Here is a 25,031-nt window from a genome sequence, read left to right as displayed (position 1 = left end):
CAAAAAAACGGGCCTTGTGTATACTGTATATATGGACGTCTGTGGCGTGTGGTTGCAGGCAGGCATCCTTAGCGAACTCCCTTATTTTCCCACCAATCTGATTCTGCAGTCTTCTGCTGTCTCACTTCGACAACCGGTTTATTCCTGTCTCCATGATAACTGTTTTGCTTCGATAAGGCTCAATTGGATGCAACTTCTGAAGTGTCATGCTTGCTTATTATCTGTAATCGCTGCCGCGTTTTTCCTGTTAGGGGTGGAACCAGATTCGCTTTCAGCTGCGGATCGGGAACGCTGGGATTTCAGCTTTCGGGGAGGGGGGTACGATCTCAATCGCTTTGAGCTGTATGGTAACCTGGCCGGAATTAAGCCCACTGCTGACGGATTACATATGAAGCTGGCCGCCGGCGATAAAAAGGACTGGGGGGGCATTGATATTCGGTGTCGTCTCGAAGGGGATTTCAAGATCACCGGAAAATACACAATCAACGAACTCGGAAAGCCTGAAGGCGGGTCGGGGGCGGGACTCTCCATTGGAATCAAAGACAAGGCTCGGGAATGGGCAACGGTACAGCACGTCAACCAGCATCACGCGGGCGAAGTGAATGTCGCGCATCGTGGTTTCCGTAAACCGGACGGTAAAGGCTACGACAGTAAATCAAAGTCAGAGAAGGCGAACATCAGTCAGGGAGTCATGCAAATTGAACGTAAAGGCAACCTCCTGACCTTTGCTGCCAACACTGCCGATGGTCAGGAACCGGTTTTGATCGAGTCCTTTGAATATACGGAGAGTCCCGTTGATTATCTGCACGTTGGCGTGAAGCAGGGGGGATCCGAGGCCCCCGTGGACTTGCTTCTGACCGAGATCATGCTGGAAGCAGATCAGCTTACGTTTGATTATCAACCAAAGACGAATTGGACTCCCTGGATTTGGGGAGCCGTGATCGCAGTAGTGATCCTCGGTGTCATTCTGATCGTGATTTATAAAATACGGCAAGCCTGAGTTGCCGGGCAGCTTATATGGGAATTGAGATGAAATCGAAGCGTGCCAGAGGAATTACCCTCATCGAACTGCTGGTGGTACTGGCCGTCATCGGGTTATTGATTGCACTGCTGGTGCCCGCGGTCCAGTCTGCGCGAGAATCCGCCCGCAAGCTGAACTGCAGCAATCATCTGAAGCAGATTGGTATCGCGTTACAGAATTATGAGTCCATGCATTCCATCTATCCCTTCGGAGTGGGGGTCGTGCTGGGGGCGCCGGATACGAATCCTATCACCTCTGTCGATTCAAGACGCTATTCCGCCCATTCCCAGTTACTTCCATTTCTGGATCATACCAACGTTTACAACAGGATCAATTTTAACGTGCAACCATTCTACCCGGACACTACCGGCGAGCCCCGCAAGGTCACTGGAATCGGTCCGAATGAAGAGGTCGCACAAACCACCATTCCCGTATTTCTCTGTCCATCCGACATCGATCGACTCACTCATCCCTGGGGAAATACCAACTATCGCTCCTGTAATGGCAGTAACTGGGACGGCAAACGCGGTAACGGAATGTTCGGCCAGTCCAGTGCAGTCCGTGTCAGTCATATAACGGATGGACTGTCCAATACAGCTGCCTACAGCGAACGGATTCTGGGGGACGACGATGACAGCTCCACGGATATGGAGTCTGATCTGTTCGGGTTAGCCGCACCCTGGACGGAAGACTCATTTCGAACCTGGTGTGTCAACTTGAACGAATCGGTGGCATCCACCCTGTCCAACACCGATTCGAACGGCGGGATGACCTGGTTGGAAGGCAATATGAATTTTACACGTTACAACCACTTCCTGACCCCAGGCACCACCGCCTGCAAAGCGGATCTCACCTGGAATGGTAATAGTATGCCGGCCAACAGTCGGCACGGTTCCGTAGTGAATGTCGTGATGGCAGACGGCTCAGTCCGCGCGGTCAGTTATAATGTCGACGCCTCACTCTGGAAAGCAATGGGATCCACCTCTGGAAACGAAGTAATGGGCAATAATTGAATGGCACGACTCTGGTATATACCATCCAATTTAAGAAACGCTACCAAGCGCAGCGAGCAGGTAACTGACAGTGTGACGTTCCTGAATGATCATCTTCACTAAATCGGTTTGACAACTCCCAGCCTCACTGCACGAGCTCTGCCTGCGGTTGTTTAAACAACAGTGCAATTTCCACCAGTAACCGTTCTGCAGGGTTGAGCGACTCGCGTTCCTGGATCACCTGCTTCGCCACCGCGGGGACATTGGTCAGCAATCCATCCACGCCCCGGTTCATCATTTGAGACATCATGGCCGGGTCATCGACCGTCCACACAAAGACCTCTTTCCCCGCTTTATGGGCCCGCTTCACAAAATTTCGCGAGGCGAAGTTCGCGTTCACGGCCAGAAAGTCTGCTTTAATCTCTTTCAGATTGCCTGCATAGACAGAGAGTAAGACGCCACATTTCCAGTCTGGTCGCAAGGCTTTGGTCTTCGCCACCCGCTTGGGTTTGAGTGACATGATCATCACCTGCTTGGCCATACCCGCTGCTTCGACAATGTCCACCACCCGCTGCTCCAGCTGCTCATCGTGGCCGTAGTATTTCAGCTCAATAATTACGCCCACCCTGTCTTTGCATAAGTGCAGCACGTCGGATAACAGAGGCACCCGTTCTGCGTTGAATTTCGGATCCAGCCAGCTGCCGATGTCGATGCCCGCCAGGTCATCCTGCTTCGCATCCCAGACCTTAAGCGGATTACGTGACAGTTTCATGAAATCGCTGTCGTGAATTACGACCACTTTGCCATCCGCCGATTCCTGTACGTCCAGCTCAATCCAGTCGGCACCCTCGTCAATCGCAGCCTGAAATGCGGCCATGGTATTTTCGGGAGCCGCTTTGGAAGCACCTCGATGTGCCATCACCTGTGTTTCGGTTTCGAGATTCAGCGAACGCTCCAGAGACACATATCCGATCAGCGCCGCCAGCAGAAAACCTGCGACCCCCACCGCGGCCAGACGGGACGGAGTCAAAAGCGGTTTTCCGCGCTGCTGTACCTCCAGCGGGCTGGCCTTAATCGCGGCACTGGCGGCGGAATGCATCCGCAGATAACCATGAAATAACAGACCCGCGAAGGCAATCGTCGCAAACAGGTTCAGAATCAGGCTGCTCGCCGACAGGATGAACAGCATCAGCCCCACCCGCGTGGCCAGAATCAGCAGGGAGCCGACCGTAGTGGGAATCAGGAACCGCCCCGCGAGACCTACGAGCGCAACCAGCACCAGGTTCAGAATCAACACACAGATCACCCAGGTCACCAGCCAGATCAGGATCGGGCGACGTTGACCGGATACCAGCTGCTGACTGGCCTGCAAACCCTGTGCGGCAGGCGTCTGTTCAAACAGAATCAGGGGCAGCGCCAGGAACCAGCCGGAATAAAGTCGAAACAGGATCACGGCCAGAATCAGCACCAGCACGACACCAATGCCGACGGCGACGTTGAATTCAGTCGGACGTTCTTTGAGATAAAAATTGATGTCGTATTTACCCAGCAGACCGAAGTAGACAGCCCCGGCAATCAGCAGGAATGGCACCAGGCTGAGCAACGTCCAGCCGATCATTTTCGCGGTTACTTTCAGTACGTCGGCCGCGTGTCCTGCTGCAAACCGCAGGGAATCAAGCATTCCTAGTCGCTGCCCCCGATGTCGGGCCGCCAGGATGGCCAGCAGCGACGCCTGTTCCAGTGCGACGATACTCAACCAGACTGCCCCCAGAAAAATCGCACACAGCCAGCCAAACGGGCCGGCAAAGAACAGGGCGATATCCACGTCAGTCAATACACTTTGACCTGCGATCGCCAGCAGGAAATGAAACAAACCCGCCAGTAACGGCGTCAAAATCACAAACGCCAGCAGTTTATAGAGCAGATCGGTCGCAACCAGTGGACGCCAGGCGGCACCCAGGCTGCCTGCGATCTGACGGATGAAAGGTGAGAGAGACATGTCTGCTTCCTGTTCTGGTTCAGGCAGAGATTCAATCCGTCGCTGGTAATACTCAGTCCGTTTGCATGCGCGAGGCGATTCCTATCATACCGCAGCACACCCGGGAAATCCTCAACATCATTAAGGCGGTTCCCGAAAAAACGCAAAAACAGGGAGAACACGCGACAGCAGATTACACCCCTGTTGTCAACGAGCTTGTGTAGGCGTGGATTATGTTGTTTGCGTGAAGCACGCGCCAACCTCACTGTTTTCTCAAGACAGCTCATCACAGCGGTTTCATCTCATGTATTAATACGGTATACACTTGGCAGCTTCCGCTTGTTCCAGACCAGAACCGGGAATTACTTTACAGCCACATTGACTCACAGCTAAAGCAGCACGATGGAATTTTACGAAGAACACCTGGGGCGTCTTACCTTGCGGGAATGGCTCCGGATGCAGTCTCCCCGCGTACTACTGGCATTTTATGTCTGGTTGATGTTCAAAATCCGTCTGGCCAGCGTCAAAACATCCATCAGCATGGTCAAAGGGGACATTCGAGAGCGACTGATTGAACTGGACCAGGTCCCGGAAGAAGCACGGCCTCGGATCACGCCGATCCTCGATCACTTTGCAGAGCAGGGCTTCGTCGATCCTCTGCTGGAAAGCTACCTTTACGGTCGCAATCGCGATCACTTAAAGCTGGTGGGGGTTCGGATTCTGGCCCGGCACAAAAGCGGTCGGTGTGTAGTAGCGGCTCCCGTCATTTTCGGGGAAGCAGATGGTTCATATTGGGGAGAAAGTGGCCTCCACACCTTTATCGATGCAGAAAATTCGATTACCAGCGAAGTCGGACGTCAGAGATTCGATCGCACGCCGGGAAACGTGGTGACGTATTATCCCGAGTGCAGGTTCGAAGAGTTACTGGAACAACATCGGCAGACCATTGTCAGCAGGGGAGACACTTTTGTCTCCATTCACAACCAGGATGACATGCTCACTTACATGCAGTTGTTGGAAAATCGTGCAGTCCAGCAACTGGTGCAACGGGGATACCTGGTTCCCTTCGAGCCAGAAGAAGGACCGGACCTGCCCGAGGTCGTCGATTACGGTTTCAAACCCGTGGAAGCAGAAAAACAGTCCACGATTCCTGGCTGTCTGATCTTTGTCGTGGTCTTGATCATCACCATCCTCTGGAAGCTCTGGAGCTGAAGTCCGCTTCCAGGTCTCTGCCCGGGTGTGCAGGCGGGGGCACAGTTTTCTCAGGTCACCTGCAGGAAGGCTATCTGTGTCGATGGTCTCCTGATACAGTATACGGGTAGAAGGTATCCGGACTTGAAGACCAGAGATCGCGCAGGAGAGAATATCATGGATGACAACTGGGATGAAATTGACGATGATCCAACAGAATATCTGCCCGAGGTCACCGACCTCATGCACCGGCTCCTAAACTCCCATCGCAAGTCACCCGACGAAGCCGACTTTCAACGCTTTCCGGGCATTCCCCTCGAAGCTCTGGACGAGGCCTACCGGGATCTCAGCACACTCGGCCTGATGGAATATACCGACGAACTGGTCACCATCGGCGACCATCAACGGCACAAACTCCGCCTGACCCGGGAAGGGCTGTGAGATACACCTTTAGACGAAACTCACTTACTGTTTTCCAGTGCGAAGCGTGTAGACACGACTGTTACATTGATCGAAATACCTGTATGTCAGATGAAACGCCAGCCAGTCCGGATTCAGGTCGCACGGAAGTCCAGTGTAAGTCGCATGAGGGAATTTACAACTGAGATATTCCCTGTCATTGAGACCATAGCTACCGGTTGCAGATCGCTTTGATAGAAAATCCGCTTCGTCGTCGAGGGGCCGCCAGTTGTCGAGAATCCGTACATCAAGTTCGACTACATTATTGGGGCGAAAGATCAGCACTTCCTCGTACAGCACGCAGAAGAAAATACCCCCCGCGTGCAGATCGGAAGTCGCCAGTGGTCCACTGGTATATTCAGCGTCGAGTGTAATCTCAGAGAGCGGGTTAATGGCCATAGGGAACTCTTCTGTAAAGGTGCGAAAACTGGTTTCCTCTTTCTGGTGAGACAAACATAGGCAAACACAGGTTCGGCTGCTATCATACCCGCGACATCAGATCCCCCCCCCCGTCATGAAGGCCCACTGCCCATGTTTCGCAACCTCATCGACAAAATCAAAAGCCTGGCAGAGGATGGGAGTGAGCCCTTCGATCCCGCAACATTCGACGATCCCATCGCTTTAAAAACAGACTGGTCGCCGCTCAAAGGGGGCGGGGCAAACTTCTGCACGCGGAAACTGGTGCAGGCCTCCCCCCTGCGTTACGAGTTCCGTGCGACAGCGGGTGCCATCTGCTTCTACCTGATCTTCTTTGGAATCGGGATGGCCGCTCTGGTTTTCTCAATTTTTCAAATCGTCAGTAATGAAAAAATATTCGTACCGGAGATCCTCATTCCGGGTGGCGTCGGTATCGCCTTCGCCATCATCGGCGGCACGACGCTCTACTTCGGCACACTGCCGGTGGTCTTCGACAAGCAGCACAACTGTTTCTGGAGAGGCAAAATCTCCGACGATGAACTGATCTACGCCACCGCAAACGAACAGCTGATGCCCTTTCAGGAAATCCACGCGATCCAGTTGATCAAAGAATATATCCACAGCAAAAACAGTTCGTATCACAGCTACGAAATGAATCTCATCTCCCGCGACGGCGTCCGCACCAACGTCGTCGATCACGGCAACCTCGAAAAGATCCAGGCAGACGCCCAGACCCTCGCCGAGTTCCTGGAAGTCCCCATCTGGAACGGAATCTAAGGGAGCAGATTCAAACATTCACCCGGGTGTCACAGGCGGCTTGTTCAACGTGATCAAAAGCTGTCACTTCCCCGCCGGGCCAGCCAGTTCAGGATCTCTCCCTGTTCCAGCCTTAGAGTTTCCTTCGCTCAGGAGCGTAGTCCCGTCCCATATGAAACGCAGTACGACCGAACATCGCTGTAAGAAACAATAAAGCTATTTCAAGCGGCCAGATATCACCAATGGAACGTGAGGGGACAAACAGAGCGTAGACAGGGGCTGCCAGTGTCAGTAAAAATATCATCAGGCAGAATAAGGCAAACAGGTAGCTCAGCACGGAGAGTATTCTGTTGCCGGTTTGCAGCACGGCGTCTGGGTTGTTGGTGCGAATCCGATTCTTAAGTTCTTCCAAAAAGGCCTGATATGCTTCCAGCTGATTTTTCGCCATCTGCATTTGTCTCGATCCCATTCGGAGGTAATAGCTGGATTGAAAATTGATGGACAGCCCCCAGCTGGGGATGATCCGAACCATTTCTACCGGGAACGTTTTTTTCTCTTCATCATAGGCTGACAGGCCAGAGAAGGAATTCACTCGAGAGATCTTTTTGTATGGAATCTCCCTGGTTACCTTTCCGTGACGATTGAGCCTTTGCAGTGAATGCTCCGTCATGACGATGGTCTCTTCTCCGAATAAAAAGCCTTTTGAAAAGCGATATTCCATCATGGTAATCCTGTTTCAAGTAAAACGGCCCACGGACGATACTCGAAGTCATCTTACCGTTTCCAGGTGGTGATCTCTAGCCTGGTTTGCCAACTTCCGCGACAGGGTCCGCACCAACGTCGTCGATCACGACAACCTCGAAAAGATCCAGGCAGACGCCCAAACCCTCGCCGAGTTCCTGGAAATCCCCATCTGAAACGGAATCTCAGCGAGCGATTCACGCAGTTGCCTCAACACTCCTGAGCGGCATCACCCCAGTCACCGTTTCAAACAGCATTTCCACTTCCCAACGCAGTAATAAAAATAGCCGCAGGTCCTTAGCCCCGGTTGAAAGCTCCAGCAGGCAGAAGGGCCGTAGGGGCCGACCCATGTGTCGGCCCGCCTGGCAGAGAACAATCAAGAGTAAACGTGAAATGGTCCAATAAAACTCACCCAGGAAAGAGGGTGGGATCGAATGCAATTCGATCCGAGCGCAGCGAGCAGGAGGTCGCAGCTGCCGCGATCAATATAGAGAATAACCACCAACTTCACACAATCCCCGGGTATGGAATGTCTGTTCCGTATCGCACGCCTCGCAAACGACGATTCAAGATGAAAGCCGGAAACAGCAAAGCCGCACGAGTGAATTCAAACGCATGAACTGCTAGACTCTCTGTCTTCAGTTGATGGTAAAACCAGATGATTCTGGTCATAGCGTGCGATATCACCCGGTTGAGTAGAGGCGAGGAATATTGAAAGTCATTGTGATTGGCGGCGGTGCAGCCGGATTCTTCGGGGCAATCGCAGCTGCGGAAAATGGTCACCAGGTGACGATCCTCGAAGCCGCTTCCTCCGTCCTGGCGAAAGTCCGCATCTCGGGTGGCGGTCGTTGTAACGTAACGCACAGCTGCTTCGAACCCCGCGACCTGGTTAACAGCTATCCTCGCGGCGGAAAAGCACTCCGCGGTCCCTTCACCCGCTTTCAACCGGCCGACACGATCGAGTGGTTCGAGTCACGCGGGGTCGCCACCAAAACGGAAGCCGACGGCCGCATGTTTCCCACCACCGATGATTCCGCCACCATTGTCAACTGCCTGATGACCGCAGCGGAAAACGCGGGCGTCGAAGTGCGTCTGCGTGCCAACGTTGCCGCGATCGAACATCACGAATCTCAATTCACCGTCACACTGCAGACGGACGAATCAATATCCGCAGACTACATCCTCATGACAACCGGCGGCAGTCGCGCCGGCTTTGAATTAACCGGCAGCCTCGGTCACACAATCGTGCCCCCCGTTCCGTCGCTGTTTACGTTCAAAGTCAACGATCCGCGCATCAAGGACCTGCCCGGCGTCGCGGTCGATCAGGTCGAGTGTCAACTGGTCACCAGCACGAAAACGTTCACCCAGTCGGGACCGATCCTCGTCACGCACTGGGGCCTCAGCGGACCGGCGGTATTGAAACTTTCTGCCTGGGCAGCCCGCGAACTCTTTGAAGCGAATTACAGTGCCTTGCTCCGCATCAACTGGCTGGCAGGAACGAGTGCCGACCAGGCACGCGAACAGTTAAACGCGTTCAAGTCAGCGCAGGCGAAGAAAAACATCGACGCAGCCAGTCCCTGGCAGTTCCCCAGACGCTTATGGAAGTCGCTCGTCGATCACAGCCTGGGCCCGCAACCGGTGCGCTGGGCCGAACTTTCCAGAAAGGGATCGCAGGCCCTCGTCAACGAACTGACGGCCGGCGAATTCCAGGTCACGGGCAAAGGCGTCTTCAAAGAAGAATTCGTGACCTGCGGCGGCGTCGACCTCAACGAAGTCGATTTTCGCACGATGGAGAGCCGCCTCTGTCCCGGCCTCTATTTCGCCGGTGAAATTCTCAACATCGACGGTATCACAGGCGGCTTCAACTTCCAAAACGCCTGGACCACAGCCTGGATCGCCGGGAATGCGATGTAAGGCCGAGAGATAACACAACCGACAATATAATCAGTCCCACACTATCAAACCGACAAAAACCAGCGACCACTAGCCGCAGGGCCTTAGCCCCGGTTGAAAGCCCCACAAACAGAACACGCGACAAACACCAAACCCATTCCAACCACATCAGTCGTAGGGGCCAAACCAAGTGTCGGCCAGCCTGGCAGAGAGTGAAAAAGAGTAAACGTGAAGTGGGGCAATAAAACTCCCCCGAGAAAGCGGGTGGGATCGAATGTAATTCGATCCGAGCGCAGCGAGCAGGAGGTCGCAGCTGCCGCGATCAATTCAAAGTAACGGGCTTTCTTGAGAACCTTCTGTTGAGCGAACCCACGAAGAAAAATAGAATCTATACACTTAGTCATCGTTACAATTATCTGATGCTGCCAGTTGCTCTTTAACAGGGGGGCGCTGTGCGACGTCGATACGATATGCGAATCGCTATTAACGGAAAGTCGTAAGTCCTGCCATGTGCCGCGTCGTTTATTCACCAAAATACAATATCGGTTTTTACGGGCTGGAACGCCTGCATCCGTTCGATTCGCGCAAATACGGGCGGGCGTGGAAACAGCTGCGTGCACGTTTTGGAAAGTCGCTGCGTAAAATCCATGTTTCCCCGGAACAAGCCGTCAGTCGTGAGGAACTGTTACTGGTCCACACGGAACGTTATTTGAAACAACTTTCCAATTCGATGTATGTCGCGCAGGCACTCGAACTGGCCCCGCTGCAGTTTCTGCCCTTCTGGATCATTGATCATCACGTACTGCGTCCGATGCGCTGGGCTACACGCGGCACCATTGTGGCCGCTCAAGAGGCACTGGAACATGGACTGGCCATCAATCTGAGCGGCGGCTATCACCACGCCAAGCCAGCCCAGGGCGAAGGCTTTTGTGTTTACGCCGATGCCGCGATCGCGGTGGCTGCGCTGCGGCAACAGGCATTGATCTCAGAGACCGACCGGATTGTCTACGTCGATACCGATGCCCATCAGGGGAACGGGGTGAGCCATGCATTTATGAACGACAATCGGGCGTTTCTGTTCGATATTTTCAACGCGCAGGCTTATCCACAGAACGATGTCGCTGCCCGGGAACGACTCGACTGTGAGATCGGCATTACGCGGAGTTGGACCGATCGTGAATACATGCTGGAACTGGAAAACAACCTCCCCGGCTTTCTCGATTCGGTTTCCCAATCCCCCGTCGGACTGGCGATTTACAATGCAGGCACTGACATTTTCGCGGGAGATCCTCTGGGGGGACTGAATATCTCCGCAGCGACGATCCGCGAACGCGACTTATACGTTGTCAACGAATTACGCAAACGGCAAATTCCCACGATCATGCTACTGAGCGGCGGCTACACAAAACAGAGTTTTCAACTGGTAGCCGATTCCGTGATCGGGCTGCTGGAGAGAGCAGGATATTGAAAGCGGGGCCGACTCCTGAGGCTTCCTACCGATTAGTTTTATCAGATGTGGGGCAATCCAGAGTCACTTCTCATCCAAACCATATCTAACCACCGGCAGCAGTCCCGCCGCTTTTGCTTCATCCAGAGAAACAGGTGCCAATTGTGATAACTCCGGCAGCGTCAGTCGCTGCACCTGCTTCTGCTTGTACCCAAGATATCCCAGCATTCCCTCGTTGATCACCCAGCGATTTTCAATTTCAATAAATCGTGGCGGCCACTCTGACCCGAATGCACAGACATACGTGTCATGTTTCTCGGTGTAGATCAGCACCGCCGTCTCGCCGAGCCATTCAAAAAAGCCGACATCACAGCCGAAGAAAGGATTGTAAGATTCGATATCGACCGACCGGTCCTTGCCGTCCGCCTCCCGCAGATGCACCTTGATCGATACATCAATCATCGAAGTCCACCGGCGTTCTTTCGCCCGCGATTCGACATAAGCCACGCGGTTCGTGGGCTCATGAATGGCGGCCGCGATCAATTCGCATTCATAACCTTTTTTGTCGACAAAGAAGGCGTCGCGCCCCAGCAGCACCGCGGCACGATCAATCACACTCTGATCGGGTTCAGATCCCAGGCTGGCCCGCACCGAAAAACCAAAGCGTTCCGGATTCCGATTCCCTCCCATGAATGTCCGCTCCGAATCGTCCATCGCTTACTCCTGTTTCTTTACCAGTGTCTGGATCTCTGCTGTCAGAGTCCCACCTGTTCTCGCAGCTGACTGACATCGAGTCCACAATAATCGGCCTGATCGAACAGTTCGCGTGCATATTCGTGATCCAACTCAACACCATCACCGGTCGCATAGATCATCGCAAGACCAGCCAGCGCAGCGGCGTTGCCAACATCAGCGGCTCGTTCGTACCATTTGACCGCTTCTGTCATATTTCGGGGAGTCCCCCTGCCGGTCGCGTTATACGCCCCGAGATTATACATGGCCCGCGGATGCCCTCCCTCTGCAGCACGTTGACAGGCGGCAAACGCTCTCTCTTCATCGACGGCAACACCGAGACCATTCGCATAATGGACATAGATTTCAAACTGGGCATCCACATTTCCGAGTTCCGCTGCGCGTTGTTGCAGTCTGAAACCCGCCGCCGGGGAAGCATCCACCCCGAAACCGTGTGTAGTCAATAACGCAAGCAGATAAAATGCCTCAGCGTTTTCTGTTTCGTCTGTGGTGATTTCAGAGACATACTCAAAGGCCTGCTGTTGTTCCAGAAGCGAAGCCGTCTCTCGTTTGCAGAACCAGCGCAGCCGGGCCAGTTCCAGCTTTGCGTACTGGAAGTCGGCGGCCAGAGCTTCCTGCATTGCATCCTCGGCAGCAGGCAGGTCAGGTTCGCCGATATCAGGAAAGGCATACCACCAGGCAAGAGTGACCCACGTCGGTGACAGTCCCTGTTGAGCAGCCGTCTTGTAAGCCACAGGAATCTTCGCCAGACTCTCGACCGACAAAATCCCCAACTGCAGATCCCCGCGTGCAATTTGCTGGCGCGTTTTCTCGGCCCATGCTAAAAGTTGTTCGGCAACAGCCAGCGAGGCTGGCGCCTGCAGTAAAAGGTCGATATCTGAAGTATCACTCATCGGCTCATCTAACTCGAAGACAGGAATCACAGAGAGAAAACAATTATTGACATCACGAGTAGCATGAGTGCAGTGTCATTCCATAAGATCAGGTTGTCAAGCAAATTATGAAGCCCCCCAGGCGTATCGGGAAAGCAGTATGCTTGGATATGCCCCCCCTCAAGGCAACAAGAGAAATTATCCGCAGAGCCTTAGCCCCGGTTGAAAGCCCCAACAAACAGAACACGCAACAAATATCAAACCCATTCCAACCTCAACAGTCGTAGGGGCCGACCCATGTGTCGGCCCGCCTGGCAGAGAACAAGCAAGAGCAAACCACGAATGGGATCAGCAAAATCCCCCACCCGCAAAAAAAACAGAAAGGGTGGGATCGAATGCAATTCGATCCGAGCGCAGCGAGCAAGAGGTCGTAGCTGCCGCGCCGCGATGCAGAGAAAAACCACCAACCTCAACTTCACACCCCGGGTACGAATGGAAGACTTCGCTATCAGTTGCCGCGCGAATGAGTGTTCCGGTTCTCGGCTTTGTGATCCGAGGACTGTTTAGCGTCAGCTCCGGAGATGAAGGCAGCGAAGTGCTTTGCAGCGAGACGTTCTCTTTCCGGCAACGTGAGCAAACCTGAGTCGACGGCAATCCGTTTTTGTCTTGGTCGACTTGATATCGTACGATCACGAATGCGGTGTACGTAAACATATTTGCTGTCTTCACGATCCGGGCGAGGGTAGTACAGGCAAATATCGACCCACCACACCGTGAATTCATAGTCCCCGTTTGGCGTCCAGCCTTGAGTGAACATGATCGCGGAATCAGCGGGCAATGTTTGGGTTTCTGCAATCTGATGAAAGACAGCCAGCAACCCGGGGTCGATCGGATTCTGTTTACGGTCCCATGCACGAATCGAAGCAACGATTTCGTCGACCGTTAACGGTGGCTGAGCACGGCCAACCTTGCTGATTCGATTGACTTGAGCATTGAATCGCTCCACTGCATCGGAGAGATCCGTCGTTTCTGAAAACTCCACGCCTGCAAGCCCGCTGTTATCAGCAGTCGCAAGCCCAGGCAGTAAAAGTACAACCAGGAACAGCGATACGAAACAGACTGGTTTCATGTCTTTCTCCCTTTTGGATAACGATTGTTAGATAGAGTCTGACTCTGTCTTAATCTATCAGGATTTCCGCAGGGTGTAAATGTGTTAAGTGTTTATCTGCGCTCGTTGGCCGTGTTTTTCAGGGAAGACCTGCATCACAGCGGATGTTGATCCTCCCCTCGCGATCAGGGACACCCCGGACAAAGTTGGCTGGCCCAACTGTGAAGCAACAGCATCACACCCCGCCTGATCAGCCAGTCAGGAATCTGCCTCTATTTCCGTCCGATTACTGCTCCGCTTTCTCAAGTAAATACGCCGCCCTGGCAATTCCGTCGCTGGACCCGTATCCGCCAAAGATCTCTGTCAGGCAGCCTTCCATACCGCAGGTGCACCCCTCCTGGTTGGCGACTTCCCGCAGGCTGGTGAGCCAGTTCCCGGCGATGCCCAGTCTGTGTCGGCAATAGAAGGCTGATGGCAGCGCCCATTGATTGCTGTTCTCTTTTTCCAGTGCCTTTTCGTAGGCAGTCAACGCCTCCGTGAACTGCCCACGTTCCAGGTTGATGTCTCCTACTTCGAGCCAGCACGTCAAATCGTTCGGGTCATATTCGGCAGCAGTCGAAAATAGAGTCACCGCTAAATCAAGGTCACCAGCTCGCCGCGCCGCGTTTGCGTACGCAACTGCGGTTTCCCAGCTGCGGGCATTCTCGTAATAGTCTCGTGTCAGAGTGAGTGCATCCTGAAAACGCCCGTTCTTACTGAGCAGCATCGGATGAAGTAGTTCAGCGTAAGGCACTGTGTCGTGTGCCTGTTGCAATTCCTCGAACTGTGCGAGCAGTCGCGCTGCTTCCCCCTGTTCTTCCATGGACAATTCTGAGAACGGTTCCGGAATGACCATGGCCGTCTGATACAACTCGCGAACAACATCAGTGAGATTCATTTAAAGACTCGTTCTGCAGGGTTAACGATTGATAGAAATAACCGATTTGGGGGGAGATCCCTGTTCCATCACATATCAACGTCGGACAGCCGCTGTTTCATTTTCCGTTTCAGCAGGAAGACTGCAACAATTAATCCTGCGAGACCGCCGACGTAACCAGAATTATGAATCGTACCCACGATCGCAAATCGCTTGAGCGTAGTTCCGGAAAACTGTTTTTCAAACCCCAGGAATTCCTGAGCATCAAAGACGTAGTAATTCAGGTATCCCGCGACGCCACCCAGAATACCCGCACCCATGGCACAACAGGCGATGATTGCGAACCCCTGCAGAATATCGCGGCGGGCCGTTTGTAAATCATCGCTGTTGAAACGCATCCGCGCGAGAAACCAGCCGGAAAATAAACCCACCCACCAGGTCGCCAGGAAGCCGATGATGCTCACATACAGCCGCTCCGGCAAATGAAAATCCGCATAACGAAACTGGTGGAATTTGAAATCGGTGAAATATTCCCGCGAGATCGTATAGCTGATCTGATCATGCAGCATCCCGTAGAGTCCGCCCAGCAGCACCCCATACAACAGGTACGGCAGAATTCTGCGAACGTTTCTGACTCGGGGAACAATCCAGTTCATTTCAGTTCTCGTCAGGTCGCACAGTCGGCTGGTCCCACTGTAATGAAATCAGCATCATTATAACCACTGATCAATCAATTCAGGGGCTACCCGCTTTTCCGTTCCTCCGAGGCACTTCCTTATTATCAGGAACATGACTTCCAGCTGCAGCCTTCTCCCATTCGTGAAATATTTTATTCGAAGTAAACGTGAGTCTTGGCTTATCTTTTCCCCATACATAGATTTCTCCCCGATGGGGATTGTTAACCCGAGCTCCTTCAGGAAATTGAACTCTGGCCAGACTGGAGTCTAACTGCTCATTTAATGAGAGTTTAATAACATCAACATCCAATACTACCTTTTCGCCACGTTTGACCACCGCTGCTTTAGGAAATACAAGCTTGTCTTTAAAATGCTGAAACTTCGTGACTTCCATAATGCTGACTGGTTTTTCAGCCCGGTCACCAGCAAACCACTCACAACGCTTGATTAAATATCCATGCTCACGGTCAAGTTGAATATTCACGTTTCCATGATCGGTTTTCAATTCGAAAACAGGACCTTCCTCGGTTGATTTTAAATCAACTTCTGAAGCGTTTTCGATAAGACTTTCTAAATCCTGTGTAACAATTGGGACAAGCAATAACCATGATAAGACTGCTTGATATCTTCTGGCAGGATCTCGGGGTTGGATTGATCCTTCTATTCTGGCAAAGTGAATGGCATGCTTTCCACCTGGCTTGAGAGGCAGCTTGGGATGGTTTTCCTGATCCCAGTTGGAAAGGATACGGATCTCCTTGGGATTGTAACCATATTCCTCTAGTAGAGGCTCTTTTCTGGCATTCCATGACTTTTCCTGAACGCCGTAACTCATGTATGTTTTTATCGAAAAGCGATCCTCAGAACCAACGCGATACCAATCCGTTTCCGTCATTTTTTTCAGAGTACCATCGCCAGTATCTACCCTGCTGACCACCTTCGCCTGAATACTTTTCAGCCTGGCAATACTTGCTTTATGGTGTGCTAAAATATTCTTTGCTTCGGTAGGCAATTCTTTGGCAAAACAAATTGCGGATGACATCAGGAATATCACTGAAACGAGACAATAATTCATGAAATGAAGTTCCTCAGAAATAGTGGACTCTGAAATCAGGTTAGTCTGCCTGCTCAAGCATTTCGGGGCTCTGATAGCCCAGAGATGAATGGAGCCTTTCACGATGGTAGAACATTTCTGTGTACTCGAAAATGCTGTGCCGGGCTGATGCCCGTGTTTCATATTTCTGACGCTGAACCAGCTCGTTCCTGCGTGTCGCAAAGAAGCTCACCCTCACCGCATTGTTTCAATAGTCTTTCTTACGACATGTGGCACAGTTGGCTTGTCCCACTATGATACATACCAGGTAGCGTTTATTGAATAGGTTTCTGAGTGTCCATGAGATCGACAACGTTAGCGATGTAAGTAGCCACTGTGGCCGAGGGTCTGTTGTGACACTTGTTTTCAGGACTTCAACAGCAGAAAAGAAAATGAGCCGCAGGGCCTTAGCCCCGGTTGAAACGTCTTTGGTCTATTTCATCCGAATTAAGTAACGCTACCTGGCGTCGCTTTCCCTGATGATCAGACAATTCAGAGTCTACTCCCTTTTCCGTTTCTCTTCAGGATTGTTTACACTCTCTTTAGAACGCCCACTGTTTCCAGAGGACTTCATTTAGTGTCATTGATATCAAATTCAAATATAAATAAGAAAAAAAATATGAATATAAATCCTATTAGTGAATACGTAGGCGAAATACTACGAAGCGCCGGATGGAGTGTTGACCGAAAAGTTTCGACTGATCTCTATCAAAGTTATTTTAGAAGAGAAGGTATGTCATATTTTCCTGATGCTATTGAAATTCTTGAAAATTTCGGTGGTCTTAAAGTCAATCCACCTCTGAATCCTGATCGAGTTTATGCGACAGGAGAAATTGAATTTGATCCTATTATGGCAGATTGGACGACAGAGGTAATAGCTTGGGAAAAGAAAATGGAAGAACCACTTTGCTGTCTTGGAAGTATTTGGGGAGATAATGCTCTTTTAGTGCTTTCAGAGAAGGGAGTTTTTTACAGCCTTTCTGAAGTGGGGGTACATAACATTGCGGATAACCTTGCAGACGCTTTAGAGGTACTCATTGCTGCGACATCAAAACCATCACAGGTTTATAAAATTGAAGACCTTTTCTAATGGCAAGTTAAAGTGACCTGCCAACTGTATCCTGAATTGGTATCACAAGCTCTGGATGCAACGGGGACCACAGTTGGTTGGTCCCACTATGATGAAATCAAAGCCCTTCACCACAGAACGGAGAGTGGATCCGGGCACAGCAGTAGTAGGGGCCGACCCATGTGTCGGCCCGCCTGGCAGCGAACGAAAAAGAGTAAACGTGAAACGGAACCAGTAAAAATCTTCAGAGAAAGAGGGTGGGATCGAATGCAATTCGATCCGAGCGCAGCGAGCAGGAGGTCGCAGCTGCCGCGATTGATAAAGTGCAAAGCCACCAGCCTCCACCGCATCCGGGTGGCACAGTGGGCTGGTCCCACTGTAAAAAATCCAGCGTCACTCCTCATTCTGATCATACACATCCACAGGCACCAGTCCAGTTTCTTCCGCTTCTGTCAGCGACAGTGGTTCCAGCGGCGTCAAATCGGGAACCGAAAGACGCTGGACCTCGTTCTGTTGATACCCCCGGTAGCCGAGCACACCGTCTTTGATAATCCAGTAATCCTCGATGGCGATAAATCGTGGCGGCCAGTGCGGGCCGAACGTGCAGACATAGGTATGATGTTTCTCTTGGTAGATCAGCACGGCCGTCTCATCGATCCATTCCAGCATGTCGACCGTACAGCCAAAGAACGGATTGTAAGTTTCAATGTCAACAGACCGGTCCTTGCCGTTCCCATCCCGCAGATGGACCTTGATCATCACGGTCGTCCTGAAGGCCCACCAGTGAAGTTTCTCCCGCGATTCCAGGTAAGCCAGGCGTCCGGTCGGCTCATGAATGGCCGCCGCCAGCAGTCGACATTGATAGTTGCGCCGGTCCAGACAGGAAGGCTTCCGCCCCAGGATCTCTGCCGCCCGTTGAATGACACCGGGAGTAGCAGGATCGGCAGGGGAGAAGTCCAGCGGCCTGGCAGAGTGATCTGGATGGCTGTGGTCCGATGCGTTCATGTTTGTTCCTGAGGCTGAATTAGCATGGGGTCCCTCTTGTCAGTCCCGGCGGGTGGCACAGTTGGCTTGTCCAACTGTGAAAGTCGCATAGTGCATAGTATCGCTGCCTGCCACTTTTCCGTTCCAACCTCTCATCAATTCGCGATCAGTAATTCCAACAGACTGAGGACGGTCGTCCCCTCGCTATTGTAAGGTTCCTCGAACGTCGTTTCGTGATCGACCGAGTAAACCAGCGGGTTCGTGGGATCCTGCGGATTCTCACCAATCAGGTAGAAGTAATGTGCGTCTGCACCGAAGGGGACGAACTGAGCTGAATCAACCGCTGTGAAGTCAGCTTGCCAGTCAGGGTAGAAGCTGCCGTTCATCGCAAATTCGAAGTCATGGCACCACACCAGCACAGAATCCTGAATTTGAGTATCAGTCATTTCAACAGTGCCGATCCCCGCATACAGTTCACGAAAACGGATTTCGGAGGAACGAAACGTACCCGCCGGCCACTTGATCTGTTGCGTCAGGATTTCGATAGCGGATTGCCCCGTCGGCTCCACCGGCAGCCCACCGAGCCGAATAATCTGCTCACGCAGTTCACCATCCAGGAGCGTCATCGCAGACCCCCAGTTCACATTCGCCGCCGCCTGCCGTCGCTGCGATTCAATTTCCTGAGCCCGCCGCTCCCTCTCACGCTGTGCCGCGTGACGTCGCTGTTCTTTATTTGATGGCATTGGGGCACTTCTTTTTAACTGGAAAGAAAACAGCCTGAAAATCTCGTCTTGTCAGTCAATTCAGGGGCTATAACAATTTAAATATTGTTAGGGCTTTCCTGAACTTCTTTGTAAGTTATGCCATCCTGATTCAACCAGGAAACCGGACCGGGAGCCTGACGGCCTAGTACTACAGAAGAAGCCGCGCTAGGTGATGAAAAACTCGCATCTTCAGTAAACACCAGATATTTTCCTTGTTTCTTTAAGACTTCCGCTTCCAGCAGTTTTTTGCGAATTTTCAACCAGCCTTCAGAGATTGAATTTGATGTTGATATATTAGCTTGAGAACCTGCTTTAACTACAAATGCTCCATCTGTTTCAACCATAGTGGCATTGAGAGATTTGGATTTTATACGATAAGTGGGATCATTGTCCTCTGTTGAAACCGATTGGACTGAGTGAGGGGCAGCGACAACCAAAGAATTTAATCCTACTGTTGGTAGAATTAATCTAATTTGCTCTATGAAATACTCCATATCAGATATGTCAGCTTCTGAGATTCGAGAAGCCTTAGGAGTGTTGCTATTTTCGACGTATGAGCTATTCGCCTCTCTCGATAGTGAGATTAGTCTTGCTTCAAGGTATTTGATATGCGCTTTGGTTAGCATTTCGTCTTTACTTAGAAAACATATCACGGAATCAAAATCACGATCTGCAATATGTTGTTTTAACCTCGCGCGAAGTTCTTCAGCCTCACCAATATAGATAGATTCATCAAATTCATATGATTCACTTTGTCCTCTCAAGAAATAAATTCCAGGTGAATCAAATTCTTGTCGTGAGAGTAGTGATTTTAGTTTTGCTCTTGGGCAATATATTGCCTTTCCTGACCAGTTACCAATCTCTATTGTTTTGGGACCCGTGGCAGAACCATCTAGCATATAAATTGTTAATTTGCGTCCCATGAAGATGCCAATTCAGTTGTCAAAAAAGTTATGAGTTGAAAATCGTATTTAGTAAATCTTTTGAGGAGACGAGTGTTTTATGCTTATGTTTTTATATGACTACTTAGGCAGTAAGTGGAGGGATATCATTAGTCCCAAAAAAAAGACCAGTAGTGTGATCCATCCGACATGTTGACAAGTAGAGAGCTTATCGAAGTCCTCTAACTTCATGGCCCTAAATGTAAGGATCAGAAAGAATAGATCGAGGTCTATGAAAACGATGGTGAGTGTATTTGTGGTTTCTAGGGGTAAAAAATAGAAGGCTAGTATCGACATAAAGGAACAAACGAATGAAGCCCATCCGCGGTTTAAGAATGATTTCCATTCCCATTTGGTAACCCATAACCATAGCTTTTTAAGGATGATAATAGGGCATGAGCAAACCTTTTGGACTATTTGGCTTTTATTTTGGAGTGTGGGGCCTTCAACTGAGTGTGGGGCTAGCTCAATTTTTTTAAATAGTTTTGTCAATAGATCCCACAAAAAATAAGTGGTAAGAATGACTGTTGTCCATAGAACCTCGGGTTTCGCGGAGGGTACAAAGTGTCCTAGAGGAGAAATGGTTTCGACGGATTTGACGATGATGAAGTAACAAACAACTAGAAATACATCTATAAGTAATTCAATTGAATTCAAGGTGAAAATGTTATTAATTTTACTCATGCTGGATTTAGATGATTTCCATCCTATCCAACTGGATCCAATAATGGTTGTTGCTAAAAAAAGATGTGAAAATGCTGGTAAGAAATCCGATTTTAAAGAATAAAATTTATGATTCACTAAATCAGCTGATTCAACTGCAACTTGCGCAATGGCTAGCGCGAAAAGCATTCCAACAAACTCAGAATGTAATGAAGTCTCATCCTTGATATTGGAGTGTGGTTTTACAGTAGCATCATTCATTCTCTCACTATCCTAATAGAAATCAGTTACGAAGATGTGTTCTATGTATTTTTGAGTATTGTCTGCACTATCACAATGTTTGCTAAAAGGACATTGAGTTTCAGAACCTTGATCTGCGAGATGTTGATATCTCTCTGGTAGGTGAGGTTCAGGTGGACATTTATGGCAGTGAGGGGTTTCTCTGGTACAGCAAGAGCGAAATATGTTCCAAAATAAATAATGCAACTGACTTGGGGTCATGCCTGTTTGTTTTGAGATTAACATTATCGCGTCAACAACTGCCTGGCGAATAAATATATCTTCTCTCTCTGAAACTTGCTCTTGACTCATTATTTTAAGGTGCAATGACAAGTCGAGAATTTTTACAGTTCCGATACGTAGATGGCCTCTCACCTCGTGATAATCAACAGGGGGACCTAAATTCTCTTCGTCTCTGTAATTCCAAAGTCCATTATTTCGCATTAGGGATAACAGGAAAAAAGATTTTTTCTTGACAGGGTCACGAAAAGCTTCAAATAGGGTTAGTTGACCAAGCAGATTCGGATAACCTTCGGCTACCTGTCTTCCACACTCAAGATAAATATCTTCTAGAGAGTTCCAGCCTTGGGCTAGCATAACAGATCCTAAATTATTGATCAGAGCAGTTCTGCCAATAGGATCTGAAAGACTGTTTCCAAATTGATCATCATGATAAAGTGATTGTAAATATTCTGGAGAGAATGAAACCCAAGAATCTACGAGAAGGAGTTTGGGATTTCGTGATGCTTCTTGTTCAAGCTTTTTGAAAAGGTAATCCCATCCTTTTAGTTCTTTACCATCTACGATCCCTTTGAGTGGAGATTTATTTAGCGGAGATGTTTGATGACAGATTGCTACTAACAATAAGTAGAAATTACCTATTAATATGGGATCAAGGCACGGTAGTGTGGATTCTTCTCGATCAAGGGGAATCTGAACTGAAAGTAAATACTGACTAAGTTCCGAGCACTTCTCGAAATCAACACTGATGAGCTCTTTATCGATTTTCAATTGCAGTTAGCCTTGAAGAGTAGGAAGAATGGTGTTGAATCAATTATGAAGAAAAAAATGAGAAGAGAAGAGCCTTGTATGTTAGGCTTGAAAACATACTGCGATAAGAATAGTGAATATTAGCATCTTAGGGCTCGTCGCATCAAGTTGGGATTGTTTTTATATATTCCTGTAATTCTTCAACCCCTTCCAGTAAATGATACTCATCCGACGGTCCGATCAATCTCTGATCTAACCCCTGGTCCGGCACCTTCAGATTCCTCGCATCCAACCTGGTCAAATACACAACTGCCTACGGCAGTGGGACATCCTCAAACACAAGTTCGCGGCGGTGTTTTGCATCGCCGAAGGTAAATCGCAGCACGACTGTTTCCGCAGGCAGGAACTTGCCGGACAAGGTGAAGGAGTAGACCTTGGACTGTTGCTCATTCAGATCCTGGGGCAATCCGACGGGGAAGGTGGTGGCGGGCAGCTGCGGAGAATTACAATCCATTTCGGTGATGCCATTGCTGCGACTTCCGATGACGCGACCGTTCGATTCAATTCTGACTTTGCCGACCAGCGGTTTGCCATCCGCTGTTTCCGCGTTGAAGCCCCACGTTTCGTCTTTGTCTGTGAGTTTTTCGATGACCGCGACGACGCGCATCCAGGGCACCGCGTTGTTTCCGGGAGGACGGCCGCCCTCGTCAATCAGAGCTTGCGAATCCACAAACGAAATTCCTTTGGTGATGCCCAGCAGCGAAACGCGATAGTCCCTGTTTTGCTGCACCGATTCGAACGTGGCAATCTCGGATTTTCGCGTCTCTTCTTCAGCATTCGAGAATACGGAAGCCGCGCCTGCGACCACCGCGACAATAACGAAGGTGATGTGTCGATTCATCGTCGGTCTCCTTTGGTCGAGCTGAGTGGCAGAACTGGGAGAATAGAGAGGTAAGGTCTCATTGAAAAAAGAGACGAGACTCTATTTTCTCGTCTTTGCTGATGGTTCGGGGACTGGCCCCTTTGAACTGTTCTGTTCCACTTTAAAACTTCATTCAGAAATGAGGTAGCCTGGCGCCAACGGCAGTGAGCAACCAGCTAACGGGCCTACTGATAATCCGAACTACCTCAAAACTGGAAAAGACTTAGTACCACACATGGAGAACAGTGAAAACCATAGCGTATTGGTTTAAGGCCGTGACGCATCAACGTGTTTTTGAAAGTTGGCGACACCAGTTGGTTTTATGTCAAATCCTATTGTACTGAAGTCACCATTGCTTTCGAAGACCTTTTGCCATTCCGCTGAACCGAAATGGAGATCTCGAGAATAGGATGTACTGACCCCGCCTGATGGGAAAACAGTGATTGATTCGATCTCATTGAGATAGAATTTCGGTTCACCTGTGACTGATCCAGACATTTTGGATTTGATGTTTACCGGGACCTGCATTGTCAGTTGATAGCGGTCACCAAAGTAGGCGACCGAATTAAACAACGGACTATCTTTACCGTATGTGATGTAATGATGGCATTCATCGAATTCTTCGTCCATCTGTCGGGCGGGCTGAATCTGTGCCTCACCGTTGGCAGCAAAAGCCTGATGATGACGGTTTTGAAATACTGTGGTAAATAAGGTCACCCAGAACAATACAAACAGGAGTACAACCAACAAAGGGGCGGCAATGATGCCCACTAATATCGCATGGGGAAGACGGAGAAAGAATAGAGCAACGCCGGTTGCGAAAATGCATCCTGCGAGACCGAACAAAAAGAGGCCCAGCGTATCGGTATTACCGAATCGGTTCGATACCAACTCGAATGAGACGAACACCATGGCTGCCCCGAACACGATCAGTGCAATGGCAGCCGTGGATCGCAGGAGAGATCTTTCCAAAGACGATCCAGATTTGGCAGAAACCATTTCGCTTTGATTGATGTTCGACTCCGGTATTCGATTTATCGGAAATAGACGTTGTTATGTGATTTTAGCTCCCAACCTGGAATGAATCAGAAGCCCTGTCCTCAAGCCAGCACCCCCTCCAGCAAATGATCCTCTTACGCCGGGCGTCCAACCCGGTCAGATGAAAGAGTAAGAACCGTTAAGCCCTCCTGTGGTTAATCCTGCTCACAGACGACTCGAAAACCCACGTTGAAGTTTCGATAACCGGGTGGGCCTCCACTGCGGTAGGCAGAACGGCAGATCCGCGGGAAACCATACCAGGAGCCGCCCCGGAAAATGGGGAAAGCGCCAGCGGAAGGCCCCTGTGGATCTGCGGGCGGAGATTTTTCATAGTAATCTTCATCATACCAGTCTCGACACCACTCGAATACGTTTCCATGCATGTCGTACAGACCAAACTGGTTTGCTTTCTTCACACCTGCCTGATGTGCGTAATACTCGTCGACATCGTATGTGTTTTCATCATACCAGGCATAATCTCCGAGGTGCTTGTCGTCCGCCCCGAAACAATATTTCGTTGTGGAGCCGGCTCGACACGCATATTCCCATTCTGCTTCGGTCGGCAAGCGATAGGTGCGACCTTCCTTTTGACTCAGTTTGCGGCAGAATGCGGTTGCTTCATTCCAATTCACAAAACCGGCTGGAAAGTTGGCACCCTCCCGGATGTTGTTTTTATCTTTCCACGGCTCCGTTCCCATTACGGCGTTCCATTGTTTCTGGGTAACTTCGGTTGTCGCCATGTAAAACGGCTTGGTGATTCGCACGCGGTGTTGCTGTTCGTCATCGCTCCGCCACTTTTCTGTCGGAGGCGACCCCATCAAAAACTCACCCGCAGGAATTTTTACCAGCGTCATGCCGATTTTATTTTTGAACCGTTTTTCAGTACCAGACGTCCGGGGAGAGGCTTCATTCTCCGCCAGACAATATGAAACGGAAGATATTAACAGCAGTACTGTGATATGTAATACCCATTCAATGTGAGAACTCAACAGTGAATATTTCAGTGGCCCTGGGGATTTCACATCACTACTTTCTCTTTAATTAGAATTCGTAAGTCGTCTCAGCTCTCA

General features: G+C 50.4%; 26 protein-coding genes. 8 read left to right on the top strand and 18 right to left on the bottom strand.

Features of this window, described 5'->3' with window-relative positions; translation table 11 throughout:
- Positions 1 to 187 precede the first annotated feature (187 nt).
- Positions 188 to 1,000, top strand: a complete 813-nt coding sequence (locus HG66A1_RS18110) for a DUF1583 domain-containing protein (RefSeq protein WP_197996655.1) — start codon at positions 188 to 190, stop codon at positions 998 to 1,000.
- A 29-nt stretch (positions 1,001 to 1,029) separates the two neighbouring features.
- On the top strand, positions 1,030 to 2,034 hold the full coding sequence (locus tag HG66A1_RS18105; protein ID WP_197996654.1) for a DUF1559 domain-containing protein: 1,005 nt from the start codon (positions 1,030 to 1,032) through the stop codon (positions 2,032 to 2,034).
- A 124-nt stretch (positions 2,035 to 2,158) separates the two neighbouring features.
- On the opposite strand, the gene HG66A1_RS18100 is transcribed toward HG66A1_RS18105, so the two are convergent.
- Positions 2,159 to 4,012: a glycerophosphodiester phosphodiesterase family protein gene (locus HG66A1_RS18100; RefSeq protein ID WP_145187017.1), complete on the bottom strand. Its 1,854-nt coding sequence runs from the start codon at positions 4,010 to 4,012 to the stop codon at positions 2,159 to 2,161.
- A 381-nt stretch (positions 4,013 to 4,393) separates the two neighbouring features.
- On the opposite strand from HG66A1_RS18100, the gene HG66A1_RS18095 reads away from it, so the two are divergent.
- Complete coding sequence (locus HG66A1_RS18095) at positions 4,394 to 5,203, top strand: hypothetical protein (protein WP_145187014.1); 810 nt, start codon at positions 4,394 to 4,396, stop codon at positions 5,201 to 5,203.
- Positions 5,204 to 5,359: 156 nt separating this feature from the next.
- Positions 5,360 to 5,623, top strand: a complete 264-nt coding sequence (locus HG66A1_RS18090) for a hypothetical protein (protein WP_145041843.1) — start codon at positions 5,360 to 5,362, stop codon at positions 5,621 to 5,623.
- A gap of 24 nt (positions 5,624 to 5,647) precedes the next feature.
- Here HG66A1_RS18090 and HG66A1_RS18085 read toward each other — a convergent pair whose 3' ends face one another.
- Positions 5,648 to 6,040 (bottom strand): hypothetical protein, encoded by a 393-nt coding sequence (locus tag HG66A1_RS18085; RefSeq protein ID WP_145187011.1) that lies wholly within the window; start codon positions 6,038 to 6,040, stop codon positions 5,648 to 5,650.
- Positions 6,041 to 6,172: 132 nt separating this feature from the next.
- On the opposite strand from HG66A1_RS18085, the gene HG66A1_RS18080 reads away from it, so the two are divergent.
- The gene (locus HG66A1_RS18080; protein ID WP_145187008.1) at positions 6,173 to 6,835 is read left to right on the top strand and encodes a hypothetical protein; all 663 of its coding nucleotides are present in this window, start codon (positions 6,173 to 6,175) and stop codon (positions 6,833 to 6,835) included.
- Positions 6,836 to 6,947: 112 nt separating this feature from the next.
- On the opposite strand, the gene HG66A1_RS18075 is transcribed toward HG66A1_RS18080, so the two are convergent.
- Positions 6,948 to 7,538, bottom strand: coding sequence for a hypothetical protein (locus tag HG66A1_RS18075; RefSeq protein WP_145187005.1), 591 nt, complete (start codon positions 7,536 to 7,538; stop codon positions 6,948 to 6,950).
- Between the two features lie 728 nt (positions 7,539 to 8,266).
- Between HG66A1_RS18075 and HG66A1_RS18070 the strand changes: the two genes are divergently transcribed.
- Together HG66A1_RS18070 and HG66A1_RS18065 are read left to right on the top strand one after the other, a co-directional pair.
- A complete protein-coding gene (locus HG66A1_RS18070; protein WP_232106611.1) occupies positions 8,267 to 9,469 on the top strand; it encodes an NAD(P)/FAD-dependent oxidoreductase in 1,203 nt (400 codons plus the stop codon).
- Positions 9,470 to 9,956: 487 nt separating this feature from the next.
- Positions 9,957 to 10,916, top strand: coding sequence for a histone deacetylase (locus tag HG66A1_RS18065; protein WP_145186999.1), 960 nt, complete (start codon positions 9,957 to 9,959; stop codon positions 10,914 to 10,916).
- Between the two features lie 63 nt (positions 10,917 to 10,979).
- Here the strand turns inward: HG66A1_RS18065 and HG66A1_RS18060 are convergent, their stop codons facing one another.
- From HG66A1_RS18060 to HG66A1_RS32825, 7 genes are all read right to left on the bottom strand, one after another.
- Positions 10,980 to 11,609, bottom strand: a complete 630-nt coding sequence (locus tag HG66A1_RS18060; protein ID WP_145186996.1) for a hypothetical protein — start codon at positions 11,607 to 11,609, stop codon at positions 10,980 to 10,982.
- 41 nt (positions 11,610 to 11,650) lie between these two features.
- A complete protein-coding gene (locus HG66A1_RS18055; RefSeq protein ID WP_145186994.1) occupies positions 11,651 to 12,541 on the bottom strand; it encodes a tetratricopeptide repeat protein in 891 nt (296 codons plus the stop codon).
- A gap of 487 nt (positions 12,542 to 13,028) precedes the next feature.
- Entirely contained in the window at positions 13,029 to 13,649 is a 621-nt protein-coding gene (locus tag HG66A1_RS18050; RefSeq protein ID WP_145186991.1) for a hypothetical protein, read from the bottom strand.
- Between the two features lie 265 nt (positions 13,650 to 13,914).
- Positions 13,915 to 14,565, bottom strand: a complete 651-nt coding sequence (locus tag HG66A1_RS18045; RefSeq protein ID WP_145186988.1) for a tetratricopeptide repeat protein — start codon at positions 14,563 to 14,565, stop codon at positions 13,915 to 13,917.
- A gap of 68 nt (positions 14,566 to 14,633) precedes the next feature.
- Positions 14,634 to 15,200 (bottom strand): hypothetical protein, encoded by a 567-nt coding sequence (locus tag HG66A1_RS18040; RefSeq protein WP_145186985.1) that lies wholly within the window; start codon positions 15,198 to 15,200, stop codon positions 14,634 to 14,636.
- Positions 15,201 to 15,279: 79 nt separating this feature from the next.
- On the bottom strand, positions 15,280 to 16,293 hold the full coding sequence (locus HG66A1_RS18035; protein WP_145186983.1) for a hypothetical protein: 1,014 nt from the start codon (positions 16,291 to 16,293) through the stop codon (positions 15,280 to 15,282).
- Between the two features lie 40 nt (positions 16,294 to 16,333).
- Positions 16,334 to 16,504, bottom strand: coding sequence for an IS3 family transposase (locus tag HG66A1_RS32825; RefSeq protein WP_197996653.1), 171 nt, complete (start codon positions 16,502 to 16,504; stop codon positions 16,334 to 16,336).
- 426 nt (positions 16,505 to 16,930) lie between these two features.
- Here HG66A1_RS32825 and HG66A1_RS18025 point away from each other — a divergent pair, with 426 nt between their 5' ends.
- Positions 16,931 to 17,401: an SUKH-3 domain-containing protein gene (locus HG66A1_RS18025; protein WP_145186977.1), complete on the top strand. Its 471-nt coding sequence runs from the start codon at positions 16,931 to 16,933 to the stop codon at positions 17,399 to 17,401.
- A 372-nt stretch (positions 17,402 to 17,773) separates the two neighbouring features.
- Here the strand turns inward: HG66A1_RS18025 and HG66A1_RS18020 are convergent, their stop codons facing one another.
- The 8 genes from HG66A1_RS18020 to HG66A1_RS17985 all read right to left on the bottom strand — a co-directional run bounded on the left by HG66A1_RS18020 (position 17,774) and on the right by HG66A1_RS17985 (position 24,815).
- Positions 17,774 to 18,385, bottom strand: coding sequence for a hypothetical protein (locus HG66A1_RS18020; RefSeq protein ID WP_145186974.1), 612 nt, complete (start codon positions 18,383 to 18,385; stop codon positions 17,774 to 17,776).
- A gap of 134 nt (positions 18,386 to 18,519) precedes the next feature.
- The gene (locus tag HG66A1_RS18015) at positions 18,520 to 19,107 is read right to left on the bottom strand and encodes a hypothetical protein (protein WP_145186972.1); all 588 of its coding nucleotides are present in this window, start codon (positions 19,105 to 19,107) and stop codon (positions 18,520 to 18,522) included.
- Positions 19,108 to 19,184: 77 nt separating this feature from the next.
- Entirely contained in the window at positions 19,185 to 20,051 is an 867-nt protein-coding gene (locus HG66A1_RS18010) for a GIY-YIG nuclease family protein (RefSeq protein ID WP_145186969.1), read from the bottom strand.
- Between the two features lie 99 nt (positions 20,052 to 20,150).
- Positions 20,151 to 20,993, bottom strand: coding sequence for a hypothetical protein (locus HG66A1_RS18005; RefSeq protein WP_145186966.1), 843 nt, complete (start codon positions 20,991 to 20,993; stop codon positions 20,151 to 20,153).
- Between the two features lie 12 nt (positions 20,994 to 21,005).
- Positions 21,006 to 22,022, bottom strand: coding sequence for a hypothetical protein (locus HG66A1_RS18000; protein ID WP_145186963.1), 1,017 nt, complete (start codon positions 22,020 to 22,022; stop codon positions 21,006 to 21,008).
- A gap of 292 nt (positions 22,023 to 22,314) precedes the next feature.
- Positions 22,315 to 22,902: a hypothetical protein gene (locus HG66A1_RS17995; RefSeq protein ID WP_145186960.1), complete on the bottom strand. Its 588-nt coding sequence runs from the start codon at positions 22,900 to 22,902 to the stop codon at positions 22,315 to 22,317.
- A gap of 288 nt (positions 22,903 to 23,190) precedes the next feature.
- The gene (locus tag HG66A1_RS17990) at positions 23,191 to 23,922 is read right to left on the bottom strand and encodes a hypothetical protein (protein WP_145186956.1); all 732 of its coding nucleotides are present in this window, start codon (positions 23,920 to 23,922) and stop codon (positions 23,191 to 23,193) included.
- A 194-nt stretch (positions 23,923 to 24,116) separates the two neighbouring features.
- Positions 24,117 to 24,815 carry a formylglycine-generating enzyme family protein gene (locus HG66A1_RS17985; protein ID WP_197996652.1) on the bottom strand — a complete coding sequence of 233 codons (699 nt, stop codon included), beginning with the start codon at positions 24,813 to 24,815 and terminating at the stop codon, positions 24,117 to 24,119.
- Between the last annotated feature and the right edge of the window lie 216 nt (positions 24,816 to 25,031).

Source organism: Gimesia chilikensis (assembly GCF_007744075.1).
In the GTDB taxonomy this organism is placed as follows: Bacteria; Planctomycetota; Planctomycetia; order Planctomycetales; family Planctomycetaceae; genus Gimesia; species Gimesia chilikensis_A.
The sequence above is the reverse complement of the archived record's forward strand: the minus strand, read 5'-3'. Positions and strand labels throughout refer to the sequence as shown.